This is a genomic window from Streptomyces sp. ITFR-16 (genome assembly GCF_031844705.1).
Lineage (GTDB): Bacteria > Actinomycetota > Actinomycetes > Streptomycetales > Streptomycetaceae > Streptomyces.
Genome location: NZ_CP134611.1, coordinates 17,406 through 33,365 on the forward strand (window position 1 = coordinate 17,406; position 15,960 = coordinate 33,365).

Below are 15,960 nucleotides of genomic sequence, written 5' to 3' on the forward strand. Positions count from 1 at the left end.
ATCTCCTTCCCGAGCCCGGAACAGGACCGGGGCCCGTCGGCGAGACGGGCCCCGGCAGGGCATCGGGTCAGAGCAGACGCTGACGCATTTCGGCGGCCAGCAGACCGCCGGCCCCCAGGACGGCGAGGGCCTCCTCCAGCTTCATCCCGCGGGCGAGCAGGACGAACAGCGCGGCCAGAAGTATGACCAGCAGGAGTAAGGAGACCAGGGGCGAGGACTTGGCGGTGCTCGCCGGGGTGTGCGCGCACGGCCCGTTCTGCGCAGCAGGAACGGGCTCAGGAAGCAGGTACGACAAGGAAGTTGACTCCCAACAGAAGGCGGATGGTCAGCTAGCGGTCCGGAACTTGGTGCTCAAGTGCCTTGCAGGGCACGGGACTTCACGCCAGTGGTTGCAGCCACGGGCGCCAGCGAAACCCACGTTACCCACGCTTACGCATGACAATGCCGATTCAGTTCCCATTGGAGGCAAGCCGTAAATAAAGCGCCGTCCTGTTATTTAACGACCGGAACGGAATTGTTCAAAGGATGGCTCGCCACCGCATTTAACAACCCACGAACCTGCCACATAATCGCAGGTCACACCCGGTGCGGGTTGGACACGGGGAACTGTCTGCCTACAGTCCTTGTGGAGGTTAATTATCCCCACCATTCTTGGACTCGTTCCCACGTGCGCGTGCACACGGGCGGCCCGCGGGCCGCCCGTACGCGTACAAGAGAGGCGCAGGTCCAACGGTCCGGACACGCACCGCAGAACGCAGGAGGCCCCGTTGCAGCGGGGCACCTCCGCAAGGTGGCACGGCCAACAGGTCATCCACTGGACTTCCTCCCCACCCCGACGATGACGACTCTCGCGGGCCGGAGGGCGTACGGCAAGAGGGCAGGGCCCGGCGGATCCTTCCGCCAGGCCCTGCTGTCCGTACAACGGGCGACGGCGCGCTGCGGCTGACTCGTCAGGTCAGAACCCCGTACTCCCCCAGGTCAGCGGCCGCCATGCTCAGGAAGGCCCCGTAAGCGTCGCGTGCTCTCGACAGCAGACGGTCCAGGTCGGGCTTCTCCGGGTCGAACCCCTCTGCCACCAGCAGTTGGGCGTACCCCGGCGACGGCGGCGAAAGGGGGCCGGTGTCCAGGTCGCGCCCCTTAAGATCCGCGATCGCGCGGCCGGTCGACCGGCTCAGTAGGACACACCACTTGGCCACCTGTAACGCCGTCTCCGACACCTGTGGCGTGGCGTCCAGCTGTAGGAGGATCCTCTGGGTGTCCACCTCGGTCTGCCGGTATCTGAGGGCCTCGATCCAGCGTCTGTGGGCACTCTCCACCCACTCTTCGCGCTGCTCCGGGAGGCGCTCCACCCGCTCCAAGAGGATCAGTGTGGTTCCGAGCTTGTCCAGGTAGTGGTCGATGGCCTTCGCGTAGCCGGCATACGTGGCTCGCCGTGCGTCCCGCAGGGTCCGGAGAGTGTCGGTGCGAACCTGGTGGCGGGCGGTGCTGCGGCTGAGGAACGCGGCCGTGGCTCCCGTCATCGCTGTACCGAGAGCTCCGACGGTGGCACCGAGCACGGCGGCGAGTCCTGCGTCCATCGGGCCACTGTGGCTGCCTCGGCTGCCGAGCACGAGAGGGTGATCAGCCATCCGTACCTCCGGTAGATGACCGGATACCGGCTCAGCCACTGGAAACCGACACAGCACGGCGGCCCCGCTCACGCCGTGCGCTCCAGGTGCTGCGGAACGATCTGACGGCCGGCCTTCTCGGCTCGGGCCCGTCGCAGTGCCGCAGCTTGGGTCACCGCGGCCTGGCGGCGCCGCTCGGAGCGGTTGGCGTCGAACGCGGTCGGCGCATCGTCGGGCACGACGACGTCGGCCTCGGGGAACGCGCGGCGGGACAGTTCCCGCAGCGCGGCGTTCTGCCGTTCCACCGCTTCCGCGATGCCCGGGTCCACCCGGCGCGGTGGCGCGACCTCCTGGTGCGCGGCGAGCGCACGGCGGTAGCCCTCGCACGCGGTCTCCCGGGTCCTGGCCGGGCCGGTGGGCGCAGCCGGGGCCGGGGCAGGGGCAGCTTCGGCCGGGCCGGGGACGGGCGCGGCGCCGGGGGGCAGGATCCGCAGGGAGCTCACAACGGTGCGGCCCGCCGCCTTGTTGGCGGCCGCGATGACCCGGGTCTGCTCCAGCCGGGCCTGCGTCGCCCAGGCCGATGTCTCCGGGCACACGGTGAGCCGGCCGGAGTCGGGGTCGTACGCGACGGCGGCGACGTGCCCGGCGAGGCCGGGGGCGATGGCCGCCCACCGCTCGCGCAGGGAAGCGCCGGCGGCCGGGAGCTCCCAGGCCCGCTCGGTGACCAGCGCACCGATCGCCGCGCCCAGGCCCATCGGCTCGCGCCCGTCGCGCCGCACCGTACGGACCGGCCGCGGCTTCGACTTGGCCTTCTGGCCGATGCCGTTCTTGCGGGCCGCCTCCATCGCGGCCCGCAGCGCGACCCGGGCCAGGTCGACGCCGGACGTCTCGCCGCCGCTCACGCCTGCCCCCAGGTGGTGTAGGAGTAGCCGAGATTCAGGTGCCCGAGGCCGGACAGGCGCTGCACCTGGGAAACGAACGCCCGGGTGAACAACCGCTGCGCCGACAGCTCGCCGTACCGGTCGATGTGGTCGTGGACGAGCTGGTGGTCGGCAGCGGCGCGGTAGCGCCAGTCCAGGACCTGCTCGCGAGTGAGCTCCTCGAGGACCAGCTCCTGGTCGTCGTCGACGTCGGCGACCTCCGGCTCCGGAGCAGCCACGATGACGGCGACCGGGCGCGGCGCGGGCAGCACGACCGGAGCCACCGGCGCGGCCGGGACGTCGTCGGCCGGCTGCGCGGCCGGGGCTTCGACACGGGCCTGAGCTGCGGCGGCCCGCTGCTCACGGACCTGCTCCCACCGCCGGGCCTTGGCCCACGCTTCGGCGCTCACGTCCTGGTGCAGCTGCTGCTCGGTGGCCGTACGGCGCTCGGTCTCTGAGGCGTGCGGCATCGCGGCGTCGACGGCGGCCGCGACCGTGCGGCGCTGGGCACGGCGGTCGGCCTGCCGGTCCTCGCAGCGCGGGCACTCCCGGCCGGAGTCGAGCAGCCCGCCCTCATCGCACCGGGGCTCCGCGCACAACTGGCGCTGCGGCAGGGCCCGGCCGATCAGCCAGCCCACCGGGTCATCGATCGGCTTGCCCAGCCGCATCTGCTCCTCCAGGCGCCAGGCGAGCCGGTCGGCCAGGATCTGCGGCGCATCCGTGCGACCGGCGAAACCGATCACCCGCTCCAGCTCGCTGCCCGCCGCGGCTTCCACCAGCTTCCGGGCTGCCGGACGCTCCAGGCGCGCCCAGACCAGGTCGACCGGGGCCAGGACGACCCGCAGATCCTTCGGCGGCCCAGGCACCCTCCCCCGCTGCTGCCTGCCCTGGCCCGCACCGTCCACAACCCGCACCGGAGCACCGGCCACCGGCCCGAGGCCGGGCTTCTCGCTGCTGATCGACGGGGACTTCTTCGGCTGTTCCCCGCGGAGCGGGCCGCCGTCCTCGCGCACGCACGCGCGGTCCGGCAGATCACCGGACCCACCACGGCCTTCGCCGGAAAAGCCACCAGAGAGCGAGAGAGACCCACCGGGAGTAACCACAGAAGCGTGAGAGGCGTGAAGGTGTGCAGCATCGGCGCGGTCTGCCGAACCTGCCTCCAGGTCCTCCCCGGCGCCCTGAACCCCAGTAACCACAGGGGTCACAGCCTCCATCGTCGCCTCAAGATCGCCGGATGCAGTAACGGCGAGGTCTGAAAACACCGCGTCGGCGACCTCGCGGGCCTCCCGGACGGCGATCCCGTGTGCCTTGGCGACCGGCAGGAGCCGGACCCGGCTGCGCGCGTTCAGCCCCGACGCCGTATCCCGCCGGTCCACCGACAGCACGTCCTGCTCCTGGAGCCGGGAGAGCACCTTCGCCCCGCCCGCCGGCGAGCAGCCCAGCAGCCGCGCCACCGTCGCCGCTGGACGGCCCCGCTCGGTGTCCACGCTGCCCGAGCACAACGGCAGCCAGCCCTTCGCGTTCGAGGACAGCACCATCAGCAGCAGCCCGAGCCGGTCGGTCGCTGCCCCGCGCCCCGTACGATCCGCGAGCATCCCGGCCGGGGTCACCCGGCCGTCCTTGTGATTCCAGCCCGGCGCGAACAACGCCTCGATCAGCGCCAGGAGCACGACCAGCTCCACCCGCGACAGCGCCAGGGCGTGCCGACGGTCCCCGCCGTGCTGCGCCCGGTACATCGGGATCACCCAGCACTTCAGGCCCGTCACCCGCCCGATCGGGCTGACCTTTTCGTTCGAGCCGAGCACGCCACGGTCACGCAGCTGCGGAAGGACGTGGTGTCCGATCCGGGACGGCTTCAGCCCGACCCACCGACCGAGCTCCTTCGCGGTGACGGTCGCGCGGTAGTTCGTCGCCACCTTGGCCTTCGCCATCAGCACGACGGCCGCCAGGCGCACCGGGTCGGACGCACCCTTCAGGCCAGGGTCCGACAGCAGGGCGCGCACAGCCGCGAGCAGCCGGGTGCGCATCGTCTCGGTCAGCTGGAGCGGGTTGCCCACCTCCAGCCGCGCGACCGGCCCGGCCTGTGCCGGGACCGACCACAGCCGACGGTGTGCAGCCCCGCCGACGAAGGTACGGGGGCGCGAGGGCGCGGCCGGTGCCGCCACGGCGCTCACCGGCCCGCCCCGGCGAGAGTGGAACCCGTACGGGCCGCGATCTTCTGCGTCTGCATGGGGCCGGTGTACACGCCAAAGCGGACACCCCCCTGAGCAGCCGAAACGCTCGATTTGTCATCCACCTGCCGAGCCTGCACGAGGCGGCCTGTGGACAGAGGCCGGCGAACCCCGATTGCCCCCGTCGCTCCCGCACGGCGGGCAACAACTTCAGATCGCGTCCCGTCACATGGGAAGCCGCCCCCGAGGACGGTCCCGTCGACGGAGTTGCGGACGACGTCCGCGAGCGGGTGTACGAGCGCCGCGAGCGAACCCGGCGAGACCGCCCCGAAAGTACCGTGCTTGTAGCTTCCTACCGGAAGACCCTCTTCCTGTACGAACAGGAAAAGAGGGGATGAACCGTACGGCGATTCCGTCACACGGGACGACCGCCGCGCCTGAACTGGGGTGAAACGGACAGGGTCAAGCTGACAGGGGACACCACTCTCGTGCACTATGAGAGCGACCGCCTCTCTGTATCAGTCGGCGTATCGCCGGATGGATGTTTTTGCAGATGGGTGAGACCCGCCCCCTTCGTGAGAAGCGGGCACACACCGACCGGGTGGGGGAGATTTCTCCTCTCTCTTGGTTGCTTGCGGATCGCGAAGACCCCTGTGGTGGGGGCTCCGGTGAAGCGGGCGGTACTGATCTGGCTGTGGTGGCCGTGGTTAGTGGCCGGTTGTGGATGGCCCTGGTTAGGGGCCGTTGTGGAACGAGCGGCTTGGTAGCCGCAGCTCAGGACCAGCGCGAACTGGGACCTGGGCGAGACCGACACGGTGGTAAGCCGGTCGGTAGACGGGCCGCGCGAGGCCAGCGGGTGGTAAATCCGCTTCTCGGCTGCGCGGTCGATGGCCGCTAGGTCATCCCAACCCCCCTTCGGAGGCTGGCGTCAGCATGTGCGGAAGCGGCCACGGCCGTGAAGTCATCCCTCATCGGACGCCACTTCGATAGCGGCCTCGGGATGCTTCTCCGCCAGCCGCCGAAGGAGATGGGCATACGCACGGCGATTTCCACGGTGCGGCTGTGCTCGCCCAGCCTCCCACTGTGAGATCGCGAGGCGCTTCACGCCGATAGCGTCGGCGACCTCGGTCTGGGTGAGGCCGGCCGCAAGCCTGAGGCGCTGCCGAACGGCTGGCTCGGGGAGGACGTCTTCCTCCACCAGGGCGTCAATTCGCCTCAGCGGGTCAGACATTGGAACCTCCACCGTAGGCAACCATCCCCGAAAACATACATCACCCAAGCGATCTTCGGTACCTAGAACGAGCGTGGTGCCTGCGGAGGTCACATCTGTTCTCGATCGCTCCCCGCTGTTGCGGAACCCGGAGCTACGCGGCCGGAGCATCGCGAACGTGCCCATCACCCCGGGGCCTCCCATTCGAAGGTGTGACGGCCCGGGTGCCTGTCGAACAAGATGCAGACCTCGGACAAGACCTGACCCCGAGCTGTTTCCACGGGGCAGTTCCCCATAGGGACCACGTCGCGCCGACCAGTGGAGTCGTCCCAACGCACCCACCAGGCCACGGCCTCGCCGTTGGCTAGCCGCCCCGCACCAAACGAATGCGACGTGTCCCCAATGCTGTGGTGCGGACCCCTGTGTCCGCACTCCAGCTCGCACTCCAGGTCCACATCGAGCGACGGCGACCCGTGCGGGATCTCCGAAAGGAAGCGGACCTCCCGCTCCCCCAACGTCACGCGACCTCCGCATGCACGCAGCTCTGCCATGGCACTCCTCCCCCAAGACAATGAAGCTGGCAGCCAACGGATCCCGGTCGACAGCAGCCGGGTATCGTCCGTGACCGTGACCGCCCAACTCGCGCTCTTCGACCTGGACGGCACGCTGACCGACCGACAGTCGGCGCTCAGCGACGCGTTGACGTGCCTGTGCCGCTCCCGCGCCCTCTCCCCAGACGCCGGACAGTGGCTGCGCATCGAGCTGGCCGACCGCGCGACCGCCAACGACTTCGCCCGGCTGCGGGACGCCTTCGGCCTGGAGGCATCGGCCGCGGACCTGTGGCAGGAGTACGTCGACCTCATGTCGGCCGCCGTCACCTGCCGCCCCGAGGTCCTCGAGGGCCTGGCCCGCCTGCGCGCGGCCGCCTGGACGATCGGCATCATCACCAACGGGGCCGGCGACATCCAGCGGGCCAAACTCACCAGGACCGGCCTCGCCCCCCTGGTTGACGGCGTCGCCGCTTCGGGCGACCTGGAGATCCGCAAGCCTGACCGGCGTCTCTTCGAACTCGGTGCCGCTCGGTGCGGAGTCAGCCTCGCGGAGGGCGGCTGGATGATCGGCGACAACCCGACCGGAGACATCGGCGGCGGACACCAGGCCGGCCTGCGCACCATCTGGCTGCGCGGACGCCCCTGGCCCGACGGACTTCCCGCCGCTCACCACGTCGTCGACGACGTCACCGACGCCATCACCATCCTGCTCAACGAAACCTGGGAGTAGCACCGTGGACCAGCCGACCGTCGGCATCCTCCACCCCGGCAGCATGGGCGCCGCCGTCGCCGCCTGCGCTGCGACCAACGCGGCCGAGGCCCTGTGGTGCGAGACCGGGCGCAGCACCGCGTCCGTGGAACGGGCCGCCCAGTTCGGGCTGACGCCCGTGGCCACGCTGGCCGAACTGCTGGACCGCAGCGACATCGTCATCAGCCTCTGCCCGCCAGCCGCAGCCGAGGACCTGGCCCGCGACGTCGCCGGGCACCGCTTCGCCGGGGTGTACGTGGAGGCGAACGCCATCAACCCCGTGCGAACGCAGCGGATCGCCGCCCTGTTCGCACCGGACGCGACCGTCGTGGACGGCGGCGTCGTCGGCTCCCCGCCGGTGCGCGGCAAGACTCCGACCTTGTACCTGTCCGGCCCGGTCGGCGCGACCGAGCGCATCGAGGCGCTGTTCGCGGGCACCGTGGTCCGGACGGCGGTGCTGGGCACGGAGGTGGGGAAGGCGTCTGCGCTGAAGCTGTCGTACGCCACGTTCCAAAAGACCTCGCGGGTGCTGGTGGCGCTCGCGGTCGGAATGGCGCGTGAGCACGGCGTCGACCAGGAGCTCATTGAGGTCGCCTCGAAGCGCACTGACTCGTACCTGTCCGAGCCGCAGTACGTCGCCAAGACCGCGGCGCGCGCATGGCGCTGGGGCCCGGAGCTGGAGGAAGCTGCCGACGCGCTCGCGGCCGCCGGCCTTCCGCCGGAGATGCTGCGCGCGGCCGCGTCCACGCTGGCACGGTGGCACGACGTCAAGGACGACAGCGAGCTCACGCTCACCGATGCCCTGGACCGACTCGCGCAGCCGTAACCCGCGTTCATACCGTCGGCGCTCCTGCCCGCTGCGCCAGCAGCTGGTCGATGAGCCGCGCTGCGTCCTGCGGGGTCGTCGTCGTGGTGTCCACGGTCAGGTCCCAGGTCGTACCCGGGTGCGTGCCCAGGTCCTCGCGGGTCGCGTCCCACGCCGCCAGGCGCGCCGCGGTGTCGCTGTCGCCGCGACCCGCCGACCGCTGCTCGGTCACCTCGCGCGGGCACCACAGCAGCACCACCGACCAGTCGGCCGGGTAGCCGTCGACCAGGGCGCGGATGCCGTCGACCTGCCCGAGGTGCACCACGGGCACCCCGGCCGCGAACGCTGCGTCGACGCCGGGCCGGTCGATCGCGTACGTGTTGCCGTACCGGGCGTTCACGTAGACGACGTCGCCCACGGCCTCCAGCTGCCGCAGCTGCTCCTCCGAGCCCATGCGGTAGCCGGCGCTCTTGCCCGTGCCGACCTTAAGGCGGGCGAACTGGCTGTACCGCGGATCGAGTTCAGCCAAGGCGTGGGTGATGGTGTCTTTCCCCGAGGCCGGCGGTCCGTACAGGATGACGCCCTGCTTTTGGCTCATGCGTACATCGACCCCATCGCCTGGCGGGCCTGGTCAGCGAGCGAGACTGCGGTGCCCATCCGGTTGTCGACGACCAGGTGCGGAACGGCCGGTCGCAGCTCCAGGTCGATCGTTTCGAGGTACTCCTCCCAGCGGGCCAGCTTCCACGCGTCCCGGGCAGCGGAGCGGAAGGTGATGTACTCCCGCATCGACTCCTGATCGCAACGAACCCACACGGGGAAGACGTCGACGCCCATCGCGGAGCACCGGTTCGTCAGCCGTTCCATCCATTCCGGATCCGTCATCTCGCCGATGAACGGCGCGGTCAACACGGTGCTGATCCCGCACTTGATGTTGGCCATAGCCGACTGCATCAGGCAGCTGTATTCCACCGGGCGGACCTGCTCGCGGTAGAGATCGGTGTGCCTGTCGTTCGCGTCGCCGCCCAGCGCAACCAGCAGCCGTTCGACGAGAGGACGGGTGAGGGGGTCCTTGTCGAGCAGCGGCCAGCCGGTGAGCTGAACGAAGAACCGGGCCAGCTCGGTCTTCCCGCTGCCCGCGAAACCGCCGACCAGGATGAGGACCGGGCGGTGCGGATCGCCGCCAGTGTGCCTCCGCTTCCAAGCGTCGATGATGCGCTGTTGGAGGTCGAAGTGATCAGCTTCCCCCGAGCCCGGAGCGATGCGGTGAATCGCACGTTCGACAGCCAGGACGTGCGATCCGTTGAGGCGATCGTCCATCGGCGTGAGCTTGAAAGACGTCTCCTCACCCGGCAGAGCGGTCCGGAAGCCAAGGTCAGGCTCGGTGGCGCGGTACAGGAGGCAGTAGGCCCGCCGATAGTGCGGACCCGGGTAGACCTCGCCCTGCTCGTGCTGCCACAACGTCTGAGGATTCGCAGCAGGGATGCCCTTCAGCTTGGCCCGCTCGGCAACCTCCCGGAGGCGTTCGCCGGCCTTCTCCAGGGTCAGCCCGTGAGCCTCCCGCTGCTCGAGTAGCCGGTCGGGCCTCCATCCCGCTCGCTGCTTCGCCATCCTCTGCCCCTCCGTCATATGCATGGGCGCGAGCCTAGGGCTCGGTCCCCAAATCCCATGTGTACGTGGATGTTGAAAACCCGTGAACAGCGATGCGCACGAGCTTCGACAAGCCGCTGTGATGTTCCGTCTCTGCCGTCGCCGGTGTGATTGGCCCCACAAGACAACCAGTCAGGGGGCGGCGATGCAGGGCATCGAACGGTTAGGCATCGAATTCGTAGTCCAGAACGTACGAGGCGCTGTCGAGGGTCATCTCGTTGATCTCGACGACGCGCTCCTCGCTGTCGAAGGCAGTACGGCAGAGCTTGATCACGGACCGCTCGTCCGACATGCCGAGCGCCGCAGCCTCGGAGCTTGTTGGCAGCCGGCCTCGGATCTCCTCACGGAAGCGCACCACCGTGTGACCGAGGTCTGCGAGCCGCGCGTAGATGCCACCCGGCCCTGTATCCGCCTGCGTGATTGCCGAGCCTTCCACCAACTCGTAGGGGAGGTAGGAAATGGCGATCATCACTGCGCGACCGTCCAGCACGTATCGGCGGGAGCGCACACAGGCAGTTTCTCCTTCCCCCAGCTCAAGCACACGAGCGATGTGCGGCGGCGGAACTGCTTGGTCGACGGTTACTTGATCAACAGCAAGCGGCCGGTCTTCGTCGGCCGACCAGATCGACTTTCCTGCGCCCCACTGGTCACGTGCCAGTCGCTGAATGCCCTGTCGCCGGATTGGGCGGAACGACTGAACGAAGACGCCCGCGCCCTTCCGGGACTCAGCAAGCCCCTGGTTCTTGAGGGTGCGAAGAGCCTGGCGGGCGGTAAGCGCAGCGACGCCGTACTGCGCGGCGAGTGCGTTTTCGCCTGGCAGTCGATCGCCGGGACCGTACTCCCCGGCCTCGATAGCTGCCTTCAGGTCGTCTGCAATCCGCCGGTACTTGGGCAACTGGCTGCCCGCATCTTTCGCCATGTGTCTCCCTATCTCGCTAGCGATCCTATGGCGGCCAGCTATCGGGATCGCCGTAGGGACGGCTTGATCCAGGCAAGAGCCACTCGAGGAGACTACCTCGTTAGCGAGCAGCTTGACATCGCTAACGAACGCCGCTTCACTGAGTCCATCAACCTCGTTAACGAGGTGAACGAGACCTCGTCTCGGGATTGCTCAGCCCTGCCTGACCGCCATTGGGACGCCTCCCGCGCCCTGCCTTTCCGAGAGGAGCACCACCCCATGAACGTCACCCGCCGCCCCGCCGCCAGTCTCGCCACCGAAAACTTCGACACGGAGACCCAGGAGCTGCTGGACGCCATCGACGTGGCGCTGCCGGATTTCGGCGACATCGACCTGGACATCGCCTTCGGTACGCCGCTCGAGATGTACGGGCTGGTGACGTCGGACGAGCTGGCCCGATGGGACGCCGCGGCCGCAATGACGAAGGGCAAGACCAAGGCGCGCGACGAGGTCATCGCGGAGTCCGGGGCGCGGCGGGAAGCGGCGCGGGACATCCTCGCGGCCGACCCGTCGATCACCGAGCTGGTGCGCGAGCGCCTGGTCGACGTGCTCCTCCCCTACGCCGCGCAGCTGCGCATCGCGCCGCCGGTCGCCGCCACTGAGCCCGTGCCGCTCGCGGCCTAGCTCCAGCCGGGTCCCTCACGGACCCGGCTCCCCCACCCGGAACCGCCTGATGGCGGCGCCGGATGAGGGAGCCGGACCCTCGGTCCCCGATTTACCGCCCGGAAGTTCTCCTCCTCGGAGGGGGCCAAGGAAGCGGCCGTTGTCTTGAGAACTGAACAGTGATCATGCGGGGCTGACGCGAGAGCGCAGCGCCGGGCAGGTGCCTAATCCGAGACGAATGGACGAGGGCGAGCCACCCGGAGAGCTGAACTCTCCCCCTACGCACGGCAACGCCGTTCCCTTCACCGGGGACGGGGGGAAGGACCGGGCGCTGACCAGTTCGATGCACCACCGGCTGGATGGCAAGCGGATCGACCAGCGTGGCCCCACCGCATGTGGCGAGATGAGACAGATCGCCTCCGAGACAAGCCGGGTGAAGCTTGTCCCCCAGCGGCCCGACTTTGCCAGTCGCACCCACCAATTCGGTGACGTGACGCCGCAGCTGATGCGCCGGACCAAACACGGCGCGCGTCACAGCTCGACATGACGCACCGGGATCCGACCCGGCATCGCCCGCAGAGGGCGACAGGCGCGCTACCGCGCCTCTCTGTTCCAGCAGCCACGCGCTGCCCAGTCGCTCACCGCCCGCTTCGTCGGTCCGGTGAGCGGTGGAGAGCGCGGAGGACTCCCGCTCCACCACCCACCCGGCAGGAGAGCCCATGGATTCCCTGATCAACCACCAGTTCTTCGGCGCGACCCCGGCGACCCGCTACAACGTCGCCGGTCTGAGCTCGGAGGAGGCGTACCGCCTGATCGGTGCGAACACGATGGCCGGCTTCGAGCCGGTCGTACACAACCGCACCGCGAAGGGCGAGCAGCTGCGCACTCGGGACGGCAACCGCCTCACCGTCGTCGCGCTGCACGGCACCAGCGTGATGAGCGCGATCGAGTTCGAGCAGGTCTGACGGCTGCCTGATCCGCCCGCACCGGCCCGGCCGGAACGGGCGGTGAGGGGGAGCTGGACAGCCCGTCCCGCACCACAAGGACAGCCCCGAGGATCGCACCCCCGGGGCCGTCAGGACCTGATGTGGAGGCCCAATGAACATCATCACACGCAACCAGGCCGACGAGGCACTGCGCAGGGCGCAGGAAGCCGACCGCCGCAACGCGCAGGGCGGTGGCCAGCGATGACCGACGCCGAACGCGCAGAGCTCTCGCGGAAGAACGCGGAACAGAACCGGCAGTCGAGCGGATCGAACGCTGGCAAGAAGTGACCCTCTGGATCACCCGGGCCCGGACCGCGCAGCACACCGCGGCCCGGGCCCTCACCGCTCACGGCATCCACCACCCGCTCGCCCAGGCCCTGCTCGTTGCCGCAGCCGCGGCCGCCGCCAGGGCCTGGGCGGCGGGACACCCGGTACACCGCCTGCACGCCCCCGCGGATCACCCCCGGCCGGCGCCGCGATCCGCCCCCTGATCCACCAACTGACCCCGGAGGTAAGCGCTATGCGCTTCATCTACCTGCTCGGTATGGCCGGCCCGTTCATCGTCATCGCCACGGTGCTCCTGGCCCGCTGACCCGCACACCGCGCTTCCTGCGTTGCCCAGTCGCCACCGGCCCGCCCGCGCGGTCCGGTGGCGGTGGAGAGCGAAGGAGCACCTGCTTCCCCGCTCGGTTCGGCCCTCGCGGCTGGAGAGCACTTCCCCGACTCCCCCGTCCTTGGAGGACCTCGTGATCAGCCTTCCCCTGTTCCTGCTCGCCGGGGGCGCCACGTACCTGTTCTGGCGCTCCGACATGCGAGCGGGCGTCATGATCGCCGCGCTCGTCTGCGGCTACGCCCTGGCCACCTCCCCGCTCGCCGGTGCCATCAACGGCATGGGCAGCGGCATCAGCACGGCCGTGCAGAACGCCGGAGACGACCAGGCCAGCACCAGCAGTCGGTGATTTTGCCGTCTGCCCGTGGCTCCGTACCGCGAGGTGCGGGCCCGCGGGGAGGTGACAGCCCCCGACCCGTCCGTACGACCCCCGACCTGGAAGGAACTCACCCCGATATGAGCGACAGCGAAAGCGGCGAGAAGCTCGGCTCGAACCTCTCCCAGCTCATCCAGCAGCTGGAGAAGATCGAGTTCACGACGGACCGCGACCTCTACCAGTACGCCCGGATCCTGCGGGCGATCGGCCTGGAGCTCCACATGCGGATCGGCATGGACGCGGACATGGTCGGCGCCATCCTCGCCCAGTACAAGGGCAAATGGTGGACCTTCGGTGCCCAGTCCAAGATCCGCTCCAAGCTGGTGTCCGCCCACCTCAAGGGCGGCGCTTCCGCCGCGAAGGTCCTCGGGCTGAGCGGCATCAAGATGTACGCCTCCTTCGTCAAGCACTTCATCCAGCCCGAGATCGAGGCTGAGCGGAAGGCGCGCGAGGGCAAGGGCTCGAAGAAGCCCGGATTCTCCATCGGTGACAAGCCCAAGGGCGCCGCCGGGCGTCCGGGCGAGGCCGGAAGGGCAGCGTGATGGCTCGCCGTATCTCCGCACGAGCAAAAAAAATCGACACCCGTACCGAAGAGGAGCAGGACTCCTCGAGGAAGGCGTGGGTCACCTACGGCGGGCCGTGGGGCATCAACATCGGCGGCTGCATCGTCGCTGAGACCGCCCACGTGCTGCTCGCCACCACCCCGGCCTCCCTGGCGCTCGCCGCGCTCGGGCTGGCCGGCACCGGCGCGGCCCTGTCCAAGCTGATCAACCACATGGACGTCAAGGCCAAGCGCGAGAAGGACGTCCGCTACCTCCACCAGGTCAACTCCATCGCCACCACGGCCGGGATCACCCTCGGCACCGTGGTGGGCCTGGAGTCCGGCGCCACGATGGGCGCCTGGGCACTCGCCGGGTCCGGCCTGTGCATCGCCAACCACCTCTGGTCGGCGCTGCACAAGAAGGGCGCGGGAGAGAAGGCCGACGGCAAGTGGGCCAAGCTTGAATCCGAGATCGGCCTGGCCAAGCACGAACTCCAGGAGGCCAAGTCCAACGGCAAGGGCACGGTCGTCGCCAAGGTCGAGGCGAAGGACGGGGCTACGGCGGACGAGTTCGCCCGCCGTATCCCCGCCATGACCTCCGCGCTCAAGCTCGGGTCCGGCCGCATCACCCACACCGTCGACGACGACGACGCCTCGCTGATCACCATGCGCGTCCAGGTCGCCGACCTGCTGAAGGACGGGTTCGCGTGGCCCGGCCCCTCCGCGTTCGGCGCAGGGTTCGGCGACCTGCCGATCAACCTCGGACGGTACGAGGACGGCGAGACGCTCAAGCTCAACCTGCCCGGCATCCTCAACGACCCGCAGGAGGTCAAGGGCGGCGAGAACGTTGAGCACTGCGTCGCCCAGGGCGTCAACGGCGCGGGCAAGACGGTCGGCAACTCGATCATCGTGACCGAGGCGTCAACCCGCCGCGAGGTGTCCGTCATCGTCATCAACTGCTCGAAGTTCATGCAGGACTACGGGCACGTCCGGCACGCCGCCGACATGGTGATCACCAACGAGAAGGACGCCCGCCGGTTCTTCAAGCAGATGCACACCGTCATCAAGGCCCGCGGCGACTACCTCGCCGCCAAGGGCCTCTCGAAGTGGAAGCCGGGCTGCGGCCTGAACTTCCTGCTGATCATCGGTGAGGAGGCCGCCGACTTCGCCGACGGCGAGGCGTACAGCAAGGTGCTGCGCACCCTGCGCTCCACCGGCGGCTGGTTCCTCTCCTCCATCCAGCGCGCCACGCACGACCAGATGGACACCACGGCGCGCTCCAATCACCCCGCCGGTATGGCCTACGGCCTGTCCGACGGCGCGGAAGCCCAGTACGTCCTGCCGCCCGAGGCGATCGACGCCGGCGCCTTCCCCGGCTGGGCGAACAGGAAGCCCGGCTACCTGTACGCGGCCGGAATGGGCATCGCCGAAGACCGCTGGGCGGTCACCGCTCGCACCTACAACGCCGACCGCCCCACCCTGGCGGCCGCCGTCACCGCAGGCATGAACGTGCGCACCCCCATGGACGCCACGACCGCGGAAGCGTTCGGCGCGCTGTGGACCAACCGCACCACGTACACCACCCCGCTCCTGGAGGGCGACACCGACGGCGTCGGTTCCTTCCCCCAGCAGCCGGCCGCACCCGCCGCCCCGGCGGCGGACACGGCCTCCGAGTACGACGCCGACGACGAGTACGAGGAGGACGAGGACGTGGACATCGAGGTCGACCCCGAACTGCTCGCGAAGGAGACCGAGGACTTGGACGAGGAACTGCGGCAGATCCTGGCCGCCGACCCCGAGCCCGGCGCGTACGACCACCTCAGCGTCGACACCGAGATCGAGGCCCCGGCCGACGACGCCCCCGTCTTCCAGCTGCCCGGCGCGGTGTCCGACGAGGACAAGCTCTCCCCCGAGGACACCAAGGACGCCATCTTTGCTCGCCTGGATTCCTGGGTGCGCGAAGGCAAAGACAGCTTCGAGCCCAAGGAGCTCAACGACCTCTGGATGCGGGTCAACAAGAAGGGCGCCCGCGACTGGTGGAACCGTCTCAAGAAGCAGCTCCTGGACGACGGCGTCATCGCCAAGGACGAGTCCGAGGAGGGCTACGGATCGTACGACCTGATCCGCTCCCCGCTCGAAAACGGCAACTGAGAGTAGCTGGAAGCGGGAGGGGCCGCACACCGCACAGCGCACTGTGCGGCCCCTCCCCCTCTCTAGGGAATTTCCA

General features: G+C 69.4%; 16 protein-coding genes. 8 read left to right on the forward strand and 8 right to left on the reverse strand.

Going from position 1 to position 15,960, the window contains the following annotated elements:
- Positions 1–67: 67 nt before the first annotated feature.
- The 5 genes from RLT58_RS35775 to RLT58_RS35795 form a co-directional block, all read right to left on the reverse strand.
- Positions 68–295 carry a hypothetical protein gene (locus RLT58_RS35775; RefSeq protein ID WP_311314897.1) on the reverse strand — a complete coding sequence of 76 codons (228 nt, stop codon included), beginning with the start codon at positions 293–295 and terminating at the stop codon, positions 68–70.
- Positions 296–950: 655 nt separating this feature from the next.
- Complete coding sequence (locus RLT58_RS35780; protein WP_311314898.1) at positions 951–1,577, reverse strand: hypothetical protein; 627 nt, start codon at positions 1,575–1,577, stop codon at positions 951–953.
- 119 nt (positions 1,578–1,696) lie between these two features.
- On the reverse strand, positions 1,697–2,509 hold the full coding sequence (locus RLT58_RS35785; protein ID WP_311314899.1) for a DciA family protein: 813 nt from the start codon (positions 2,507–2,509) through the stop codon (positions 1,697–1,699).
- The gene (locus RLT58_RS35790) at positions 2,506–4,701 is read right to left on the reverse strand and encodes a hypothetical protein (RefSeq protein WP_311314900.1); all 2,196 of its coding nucleotides are present in this window, start codon (positions 4,699–4,701) and stop codon (positions 2,506–2,508) included. The genes RLT58_RS35785 and RLT58_RS35790 overlap by 4 nt, the downstream gene beginning before the upstream one ends.
- A 958-nt stretch (positions 4,702–5,659) precedes the next feature.
- Entirely contained in the window at positions 5,660–5,929 is a 270-nt protein-coding gene (locus RLT58_RS35795; RefSeq protein WP_311314901.1) for a helix-turn-helix transcriptional regulator, read from the reverse strand.
- A 606-nt stretch (positions 5,930–6,535) separates the two neighbouring features.
- Between RLT58_RS35795 and RLT58_RS35800 the strand changes: the two genes are divergently transcribed.
- Positions 6,536–7,189 carry an HAD family hydrolase gene (locus RLT58_RS35800; RefSeq protein WP_311314902.1) on the forward strand — a complete coding sequence of 218 codons (654 nt, stop codon included), beginning with the start codon at positions 6,536–6,538 and terminating at the stop codon, positions 7,187–7,189.
- A 4-nt stretch (positions 7,190–7,193) separates the two neighbouring features.
- Positions 7,194–8,033 carry a DUF1932 domain-containing protein gene (locus RLT58_RS35805; protein WP_311314903.1) on the forward strand — a complete coding sequence of 280 codons (840 nt, stop codon included), beginning with the start codon at positions 7,194–7,196 and terminating at the stop codon, positions 8,031–8,033.
- A gap of 7 nt (positions 8,034–8,040) precedes the next feature.
- On the opposite strand, the gene RLT58_RS35810 is transcribed toward RLT58_RS35805, so the two are convergent.
- From RLT58_RS35810 to RLT58_RS35820, 3 genes are all read right to left on the reverse strand, one after another.
- On the reverse strand, positions 8,041–8,610 hold the full coding sequence (locus tag RLT58_RS35810) for a phosphotransferase-like protein (RefSeq protein ID WP_311314904.1): 570 nt from the start codon (positions 8,608–8,610) through the stop codon (positions 8,041–8,043).
- Positions 8,607–9,620 (reverse strand): P-loop nucleotide/nucleoside kinase family protein, encoded by a 1,014-nt coding sequence (locus RLT58_RS35815; RefSeq protein ID WP_311314905.1) that lies wholly within the window; start codon positions 9,618–9,620, stop codon positions 8,607–8,609. The genes RLT58_RS35810 and RLT58_RS35815 overlap by 4 nt, the downstream gene beginning before the upstream one ends.
- Before the next feature lie 202 nt (positions 9,621–9,822).
- Positions 9,823–10,578, reverse strand: a complete 756-nt coding sequence (locus RLT58_RS35820; protein WP_311314906.1) for a GntR family transcriptional regulator — start codon at positions 10,576–10,578, stop codon at positions 9,823–9,825.
- Between the two features lie 258 nt (positions 10,579–10,836).
- Between RLT58_RS35820 and RLT58_RS35825 the strand changes: the two genes are divergently transcribed.
- The 6 genes from RLT58_RS35825 to RLT58_RS35850 all read left to right on the forward strand — a co-directional run bounded on the left by RLT58_RS35825 (position 10,837) and on the right by RLT58_RS35850 (position 15,884).
- Positions 10,837–11,241 carry a hypothetical protein gene (locus RLT58_RS35825; RefSeq protein ID WP_311314907.1) on the forward strand — a complete coding sequence of 135 codons (405 nt, stop codon included), beginning with the start codon at positions 10,837–10,839 and terminating at the stop codon, positions 11,239–11,241.
- A 698-nt stretch (positions 11,242–11,939) separates the two neighbouring features.
- Positions 11,940–12,185 (forward strand): hypothetical protein, encoded by a 246-nt coding sequence (locus tag RLT58_RS35830; RefSeq protein ID WP_311314908.1) that lies wholly within the window; start codon positions 11,940–11,942, stop codon positions 12,183–12,185.
- Between the two features lie 305 nt (positions 12,186–12,490).
- Entirely contained in the window at positions 12,491–12,697 is a 207-nt protein-coding gene (locus RLT58_RS35835) for a hypothetical protein (protein WP_311314909.1), read from the forward strand.
- Positions 12,698–12,952: 255 nt separating this feature from the next.
- Positions 12,953–13,165 (forward strand): hypothetical protein, encoded by a 213-nt coding sequence (locus tag RLT58_RS35840; protein ID WP_311314910.1) that lies wholly within the window; start codon positions 12,953–12,955, stop codon positions 13,163–13,165.
- A 107-nt stretch (positions 13,166–13,272) separates the two neighbouring features.
- Positions 13,273–13,734 (forward strand): TraA-like protein, encoded by a 462-nt coding sequence (locus RLT58_RS35845; protein ID WP_311314911.1) that lies wholly within the window; start codon positions 13,273–13,275, stop codon positions 13,732–13,734.
- Positions 13,734–15,884 (forward strand): hypothetical protein, encoded by a 2,151-nt coding sequence (locus RLT58_RS35850; protein ID WP_311314912.1) that lies wholly within the window; start codon positions 13,734–13,736, stop codon positions 15,882–15,884. Before RLT58_RS35845 ends, RLT58_RS35850 begins: the two co-directional genes overlap by 1 nt.
- Positions 15,885–15,960: the final 76 nt, after the last annotated feature.

Bases quoted from the DNA above. Each gene is read 5' to 3' on its own strand.
- RLT58_RS35780 (WP_311314898.1), bottom strand. From the start codon at position 1,577: ATGGACGCAGGACTCGCCGCCGTGCTCGGTGCCACCGTCGGAGCTCTC.
- RLT58_RS35795 (WP_311314901.1), bottom strand. From the start codon at position 5,929: ATGTCTGACCCGCTGAGGCGAATTGACGCCCTGGTGGAGGAAGACGTC.
- RLT58_RS35810 (WP_311314904.1), bottom strand. From the start codon at position 8,610: ATGAGCCAAAAGCAGGGCGTCATCCTGTACGGACCGCCGGCCTCGGGG.
- RLT58_RS35815 (WP_311314905.1), bottom strand. From the start codon at position 9,620: ATGGCGAAGCAGCGAGCGGGATGGAGGCCCGACCGGCTACTCGAGCAG.
- RLT58_RS35820 (WP_311314906.1), bottom strand. From the start codon at position 10,578: ATGGCGAAAGATGCGGGCAGCCAGTTGCCCAAGTACCGGCGGATTGCA.
- RLT58_RS35825 (WP_311314907.1), top strand. From the start codon at position 10,837: ATGAACGTCACCCGCCGCCCCGCCGCCAGTCTCGCCACCGAAAACTTC.
- RLT58_RS35830 (WP_311314908.1), top strand. From the start codon at position 11,940: ATGGATTCCCTGATCAACCACCAGTTCTTCGGCGCGACCCCGGCGACC.
- RLT58_RS35845 (WP_311314911.1), top strand. From the start codon at position 13,273: ATGAGCGACAGCGAAAGCGGCGAGAAGCTCGGCTCGAACCTCTCCCAG.
- RLT58_RS35850 (WP_311314912.1), top strand. From the start codon at position 13,734: ATGGCTCGCCGTATCTCCGCACGAGCAAAAAAAATCGACACCCGTACC.